This window comes from Tabrizicola sp. (assembly GCF_036781545.1).
Taxonomy (GTDB): Bacteria; Pseudomonadota; Alphaproteobacteria; order Rhodobacterales; family Rhodobacteraceae; genus Tabrizicola.
Genome location: NZ_DAIQAT010000201.1, coordinates 1 through 5414 on the forward strand (window position 1 = coordinate 1; position 5414 = coordinate 5414).

Below are 5414 nucleotides of genomic sequence, written 5' to 3' on the forward strand. Positions count from 1 at the left end.
CCAGTTGCAGCGCGTCGGTATAGGTGGATTTCAGCTTGGCGATCTGGCGCCAGTCCAGCACTCGGGCGGCCAGTTGCGCGCCCTGCGGGTGGCTGTCCTCCAGCGTGGTGATATCTTCCAGGATATCGGCGCCGGTGCCATAGGCGCCGGTCTTGCCCTTCTCGCCGCCGGGGATCTGCAGCCGGTCGAAGAGGATTTCGCCCAGCTGCTTCGGCGAGCCGACGTTGAACTTCTCGCCCGCGATGGACTGGATCTCCTCCTCCAGCTGCACCAGCTTCTGCGCGAAGGCGTTCGACATGCGGTGAAGGGTGTCGCGGTCGACCTGGATGCCCGCCATCTCCATATCGGCCAGCACCGGGACCAGCGGGCGTTCCAGCGTCTCGTAGACGGTCGTCACCTTCGCCCGGTGCAGCTGCGGCTTGAAGCGCTGCCAGAGGCGGAGGGTCACATCGGCGTCTTCGGCGGCGTAGCAGGTGGCGTCGGGGATGGCGACCTTGTCGAAGGTGACTTGCGATTTGCCCGAGCCGAGGAGCGACTTGATCGGGATCGGGGTATGGCCGAGATGGCGGTCGGAAAGCTCGTCCATGCCGTGGTTGTGAAGGCCCGCGTGCATCGCGTAGGACATGAGCATGGTGTCGTCGAAGGGGGCGATCCTGATCCCGAGGCGGGCGAAGATCTTCCAGTCGTATTTCATGTTCTGGCCGATCTTCAGGATGCTGGCATCCTCCAGCACCGGGCGCAGGGCGGCGAGGGTTTCAGTCAGGGTCAGCTGATCCTCGGCCAGCGCGGTCGCGCCGAAGAGGTCGCCCCCGCCGGTGGTATGGGCGAGCGGGATATAGGCCGCCTTGCCGGGATCGACCGCCAGCGAGATGCCGACCAGTTCGGCGCGCATCTCGTCCAGGCTGGTGGTCTCGGTGTCGATGGCGAGATGGCCCACCTCGCGGATGCGGGCGAGCCAGCGGTCGAGCGTCGGCAGGTCGCGGATGCATTCGTAGGTCGAGATGTCGAAGGGCAGGCGCTCTTCCTCCTGCGGCTTCGTCTCTTCACTGCGGGGGGTGACTTGCAGCTGCGTCGCCTCGGGCAGGGCGGGGGCAGCAAGCCCCAGCTTCTCGGCGACCCGCTTGGTCAGGGTGCGGAACTCCATCCTGGCGAGGAAGTCCATGATGGCGGGGCCTTCGGGCAGGCGGATTTCCAGATCGTCCAGCGTCACGTCGAGGGGCGTGTCGCAGTCCAGCGTCACCAGCTGGCGCGAGATGCGGATCTGGTCGGCGTTGTCGATCAGGCTCTCGCGGCGCTTGGGTTGCTTGATCTCGTGTGCCCGCGCCAGAAGCGTATCGAGATCGCCATATTCCTGGATCAGGAGCGCGGCGGTCTTCAGCCCGATGCCGGGGGCGCCGGGAACGTTGTCGACGCTGTCGCCCGCCAGCGATTGCACGTCGATCACCCGTTCGGGACCCACGCCGAATTTCTCCATCACCTCGTCTGGCCCGATGGCGCGGGACTTCATCGGGTCGAACATGTCGACGCCCGCGCGGATCAGCTGCATCAGGTCCTTGTCCGAGGAGATGATCGTGCAGGACCCCCCCGCATCGACCGCGCGGCAGGAGAGCGCGGCAATGATGTCGTCGGCCTCGTAGCCCTCGGTCTCCAGGCAGGCGACGTTGAAGGCGCGGGTCGCCTCGCGGGTCAGGGGGAACTGCGGGACCAGGTCCTCGGGCAGGTCGGGGCGGTTGGCCTTGTATTCGGGGTAGAGCGCGTTGCGGAAGGTGGTGGCGGAATGGTCGAAGACCACGGCGAGATGGGTCGCGGCCTTGCCGTTCGTGGTGGCACGGGAAAGCTCGTTCCACAGGATGTTGCAGAAGCCCGCGACGGCCCCGACCGGCAGGCCGTCGGACTTGCGGGTCAGTGGCGGCAGCGCGTGATAGGCGCGGAAAATATAGGCCGAGCCGTCGATCAGGTGCAGGTGGTGGCCTTTGCCGAAGGTCATTTTCGTCTCCCGTCGCGTCAGGGGGGAGTATTGGCAGAAAGGCCGGGCCGGGGCTACCCGGTTTGGTCCGCAAGGTGCCGGTCGAGCGACAAGGTGATCGACCAGTTGGCCGGGGTCCAGAGGCCGAAGGGGATGCCCGAAGCGCGGAGGGTCTCGCCCAGCCAGACGTTGCAGGTGCGGAACAGGCTGAAATGGCCATGGGCGGGGAAGAAGGCGTCGGTGCCGGTGAAGCCGGGGTGGTTCAGTTTCGTCTGGCCTGCAAAAGCGGCGGCGGTCCGGGTGAGGAGCGCCTGGAACTGCGCTTCGGAGAGCTGGAGGACGCGCAGGTTTTCCAGCGGCGGCAGCGGACCCAGGGCGTCCAGGCGGATCACGGCATCGTCGCCGGTGGCGGCGGTCAGGACGGAACCGGCGGTGATGTCGGCATAGCTGCCCGCCGTCGTGTAGAAGGCGGCGGAGCCCCAGCCGAAGACCAGCCATTCCGCGTCCGGGTCGGTCAGCGGCACCCCGGCGGCTTCGGCGAAGGCGAAGCGGGCGCGGGTTTCGGGGGTGAGGGGCAAGAGGATGTCGGTATGGATCGGGCCTTGAACGAGGCCGATGGTATGGGCGGGCGGGCCGGAGAGGTCGGGTCCGGGGCCGGGGACCAGCGGAAGGATGAGCGAGGCGGCGAGGTAGAGCGCTGGCAGGGCGAGGATGGCGGCAAGCAGGCGAAGGGCGCGGCGCATGGGGGAACCGGGTTGCAACGGGTCCCATGCTGGCACGGGATGCGGGGCGCCGCCAAGGTGGGGAGGTCCGGATGCGGGAGGGGCGGGCGCGGGGCTCGCCCCGATGCAGGACGGGCGGCGCCTCTCGACGCCGCCCGGTTGTCGGGATGGAACGGTATCGGCCTTAGAAGCCGCCGATCATGTCACACACGGCCCGCAGACGGACCGGGTCCGCGACGAAGTTGGTCGCCATCGGGGTCGAGTTCTCGGGGGAGTTCGCCCCCTCGGTCGGCTGCGGCGCGGGTTCGGACGTGGTGGCGGCCGGAGCGCTGTTCTCGGCCGTCTGCGCGCCCTCGGTCTCGGGCAGAGCGGGCTCTGAGGTGGCTTCGGCGGGGGCGCTGTTTTCCGCGGTCCCGGCGCCCTCGGTTGGCAGGTTGGCGCATTGGTCGCGCAGCGCCTGCTGGTCCTCGGCGCTCAGCTTGGCCCAGCCGGTCTTGGCTTCCTCGGCGGTGCGCAGCGTGACCATGCCGTCGTCGCTGTAGAACACCGTGCCCGAGCGGGCGGACAGGTCCGCCGCGTCGATCGCGTTGCCGGCATTGCCGTCGGCCTCGGTCTGGGCCAGGGCAGGGGCCGCCAGCAGGACGGCAAGGAGGGGTGCGTAAAGTTTCATCTGGGATCTCCGGTATGAGGTTTCACGTTCATACGACCCGGGCCACCGCATGCCAGAAGGCTGCAGGGCCAAGAGCCTTGGGAAAAGAACGGGATCAGGGGCAGTATGTTCCCCGCCGTGGCCCACATTGGCGGGATGCCGCGCAGGGGCGTCCCCCCGGGAGACGTCGGGACGGGTGCGGAGGGGCTTGACGGCCCGCACCGCCCGGCAGCATGGTCTGGCCATGCTGCACCCGATGATCCCTGTCTCGTTTTATTGGACCGACGCCACATAGGCGGCCGGGCAGCGTTTCACACCGAAAAGCAAACCCAGAAAGCCGCCCCGCGAGGGTCAGGCCGGATGGTTCAACAGGTTCCCCCTCGCCAGGCTCTCCAGCGAAGGAAACCGAAGATGACCACACCTTCTCCCGTCACGACCCGGCCCGCCACGGCCGGAGACCTGCCCGAAGTGCACCGAATGCTGATCGCGCTGGCCGCGCGGCATGGGCTGCCTGCGACGATCACCCCGCGCGTGCTGGCGCGGATCGCGCTGGAAGGGCGGGCCGCCCGCCTGCTGGTCGCGCTGCGCGCCGACAGCCCGCAGCGGCATCCGGTGGGCTTCGCGCTGCTGATCCTTGGGCGCAACATGGTTGCTGGGGCGGACTGGGGCGTGGTCGAGCAGCTTTACGTGCAGGAACCCGACCGCGGGCGCGGCATCGGGCGGGCGCTTCTGGCGGCGGCGCGGGCCGCGGCGGCGGATGCGGGCTGCGAGGGGCTGACGGTCAGCACCCGGCCCGAGACGGATGGTTCGGCGCTGGCCTGGCGGGCGCTGGGACCCGACCGCGAACCGCGCTTTGCGGCGGAGTGATCCGAGGGCGCGCGGCTAGTGGTCGTCGTGGGCGTGTTCGCGGTCGATGACGTAGCGCTTGTCACAATAGCCGCATTCGACAAAGCCGGTATCCTCGGGGATCGTCAGCCAGACGCGGGGATGCCCCAGCGCGCCCTCGCCGCCGTCGCAGGCCACTTTCCAGCTGGTGACAATCTGGGTTTCCGGCGCGTCTATGGGCATGGCTGAGTGTCCTGTGCTGGCTTCACCGCCATTTAACGGGGCAGGGCGAGGGGGCACAAGGGGTCAGGATCACCCCCCGATCAGCGCCCCGCGGGATTTCAGCGCGGCCAGCCAGCCCAGTCCCTGCGCCGTGCCCTTGGCCGGGCGGTATTCGCCGGAAATCCAGACGTCCGGCCCCTCGGCGTCGATGGCGTCGCAGAGGTCGGGCAGCGAGAAGCCACCGCCGCCCGGTTCGTTCCGCGCCGGGAAGCCCGCGATCTGGACGTGGTTGATGCGGTGGCGGTGGTCCTGCCACACGAGGCCAGCATCGCCATGCAGGCGGGCGGCGTGCCAGAGGTCGAACTGCAAGCCGATCCGGGGATTGGCGAGGTCGTCCAGGATGCGGGCGGTCTGGTCGTAGTCGTTCAGGAAATAGCCCGGCATGTCGTCGGGGTTCAGCGGCTCCAGCGTGAGCGTGAGGTCCGGCGCCTCGGCCAGGGCCCAGGCCAGGTTCTCGGCATAGCACTGCTCGGCCTGCGGACCCTTTGCGACCCCGGCCATCACATGCACCCTCTCGGCCTTCAGCCGGGTCGCGTATTCGGCGGCGCGCAGGAAGCTGTCGCGGAAGTGCCGCTCCATTCCCGGCACGGCGGCGAAGCCCCGGTCGCCGCTGGCCCAGTCCCCCGGCGGCGCGTTGATCAGCGCCAGCGGCAGGCCGTTCAGCGCGCGCTCCCAGTCGGCCATCGGCTGGTCATAGGGGAACAGCACCTCCACCCCGTCGAAACCGCAGCGCGCGGCCCAGTCGGGGCGGTCAAGCGTGGGAACCTCGGTGAAGAGATAGGTCAGGTTCGCAGCGAAACGGGGCATTTCGAGATCAGGGCAATTCCGACGAGGGGATCACCGGGAAGAACTGCCCCGAGGACCAGAGACCGAACCACTTATGCCCGTCATGCGTCTCATGGCAACCCAGATCGATCAGCCGGTAGAAGGATTTCCGGTCGATCAGCGCCCAGAGATTGCGGCGGATCAG

At 68.6% G+C, this 5414-nt stretch carries 7 protein-coding genes; 1 reads left to right on the forward strand and 6 read right to left on the reverse strand.

The annotated features are described in order from the left end of the window. The 3 genes from V7Q39_RS18970 to V7Q39_RS18980 form a co-directional block, all read right to left on the reverse strand. The coding region (locus V7Q39_RS18970) for a DNA polymerase (protein WP_333818177.1) at positions 1-1987 on the reverse strand (1987 nt) is incomplete at its 3' end. Positions 1988-2040: 53 nt separating this feature from the next. Further along, on the reverse strand, positions 2041-2709 hold the full coding sequence (locus V7Q39_RS18975) for a DUF2459 domain-containing protein (RefSeq protein ID WP_333818178.1): 669 nt from the start codon (positions 2707-2709) through the stop codon (positions 2041-2043). A gap of 163 nt (positions 2710-2872) precedes the next feature. Further along, on the reverse strand, positions 2873-3358 hold the full coding sequence (locus V7Q39_RS18980) for a hypothetical protein (RefSeq protein WP_333818179.1): 486 nt from the start codon (positions 3356-3358) through the stop codon (positions 2873-2875). Positions 3359-3748: 390 nt separating this feature from the next. Between V7Q39_RS18980 and V7Q39_RS18985 the strand changes: the two genes are divergently transcribed. Then, positions 3749-4204 carry a GNAT family N-acetyltransferase gene (locus V7Q39_RS18985; RefSeq protein ID WP_333818180.1) on the forward strand — a complete coding sequence of 152 codons (456 nt, stop codon included), beginning with the start codon at positions 3749-3751 and terminating at the stop codon, positions 4202-4204. A gap of 15 nt (positions 4205-4219) precedes the next feature. Here the strand turns inward: V7Q39_RS18985 and V7Q39_RS18990 are convergent, their stop codons facing one another. The 3 genes from V7Q39_RS18990 to V7Q39_RS19000 all read right to left on the reverse strand — a co-directional run. Then, positions 4220-4405, reverse strand: a complete 186-nt coding sequence (locus V7Q39_RS18990; RefSeq protein ID WP_333818181.1) for a zinc-finger domain-containing protein — start codon at positions 4403-4405, stop codon at positions 4220-4222. A gap of 69 nt (positions 4406-4474) precedes the next feature. Beyond that, positions 4475-5251 (reverse strand): hydroxypyruvate isomerase family protein, encoded by a 777-nt coding sequence (locus V7Q39_RS18995; RefSeq protein WP_333818182.1) that lies wholly within the window; start codon positions 5249-5251, stop codon positions 4475-4477. A 7-nt stretch (positions 5252-5258) separates the two neighbouring features. Beyond that, positions 5259-5414 (reverse strand): DUF1285 family C-terminal domain-containing protein (locus tag V7Q39_RS19000; protein WP_443082550.1); only part of this gene is annotated, 156 nt, incomplete at its 5' end.

What these genes read in the sequence shown, in the direction of transcription:
- V7Q39_RS18975 (WP_333818178.1), bottom strand. Translation starts at nt 2,709, where the DNA reads ATGCGCCGCGCCCTTCGCCTGCTTGCCGCCATCCTCGCCCTGCCAGCG.
- V7Q39_RS18980 (WP_333818179.1), bottom strand. Translation starts at nt 3,358, where the DNA reads ATGAAACTTTACGCACCCCTCCTTGCCGTCCTGCTGGCGGCCCCTGCC.
- V7Q39_RS18985 (WP_333818180.1), top strand. Translation starts at nt 3,749, where the DNA reads ATGACCACACCTTCTCCCGTCACGACCCGGCCCGCCACGGCCGGAGAC.
- V7Q39_RS18990 (WP_333818181.1), bottom strand. Translation starts at nt 4,405, where the DNA reads ATGCCCATAGACGCGCCGGAAACCCAGATTGTCACCAGCTGGAAAGTG.
- V7Q39_RS18995 (WP_333818182.1), bottom strand. Translation starts at nt 5,251, where the DNA reads ATGCCCCGTTTCGCTGCGAACCTGACCTATCTCTTCACCGAGGTTCCC.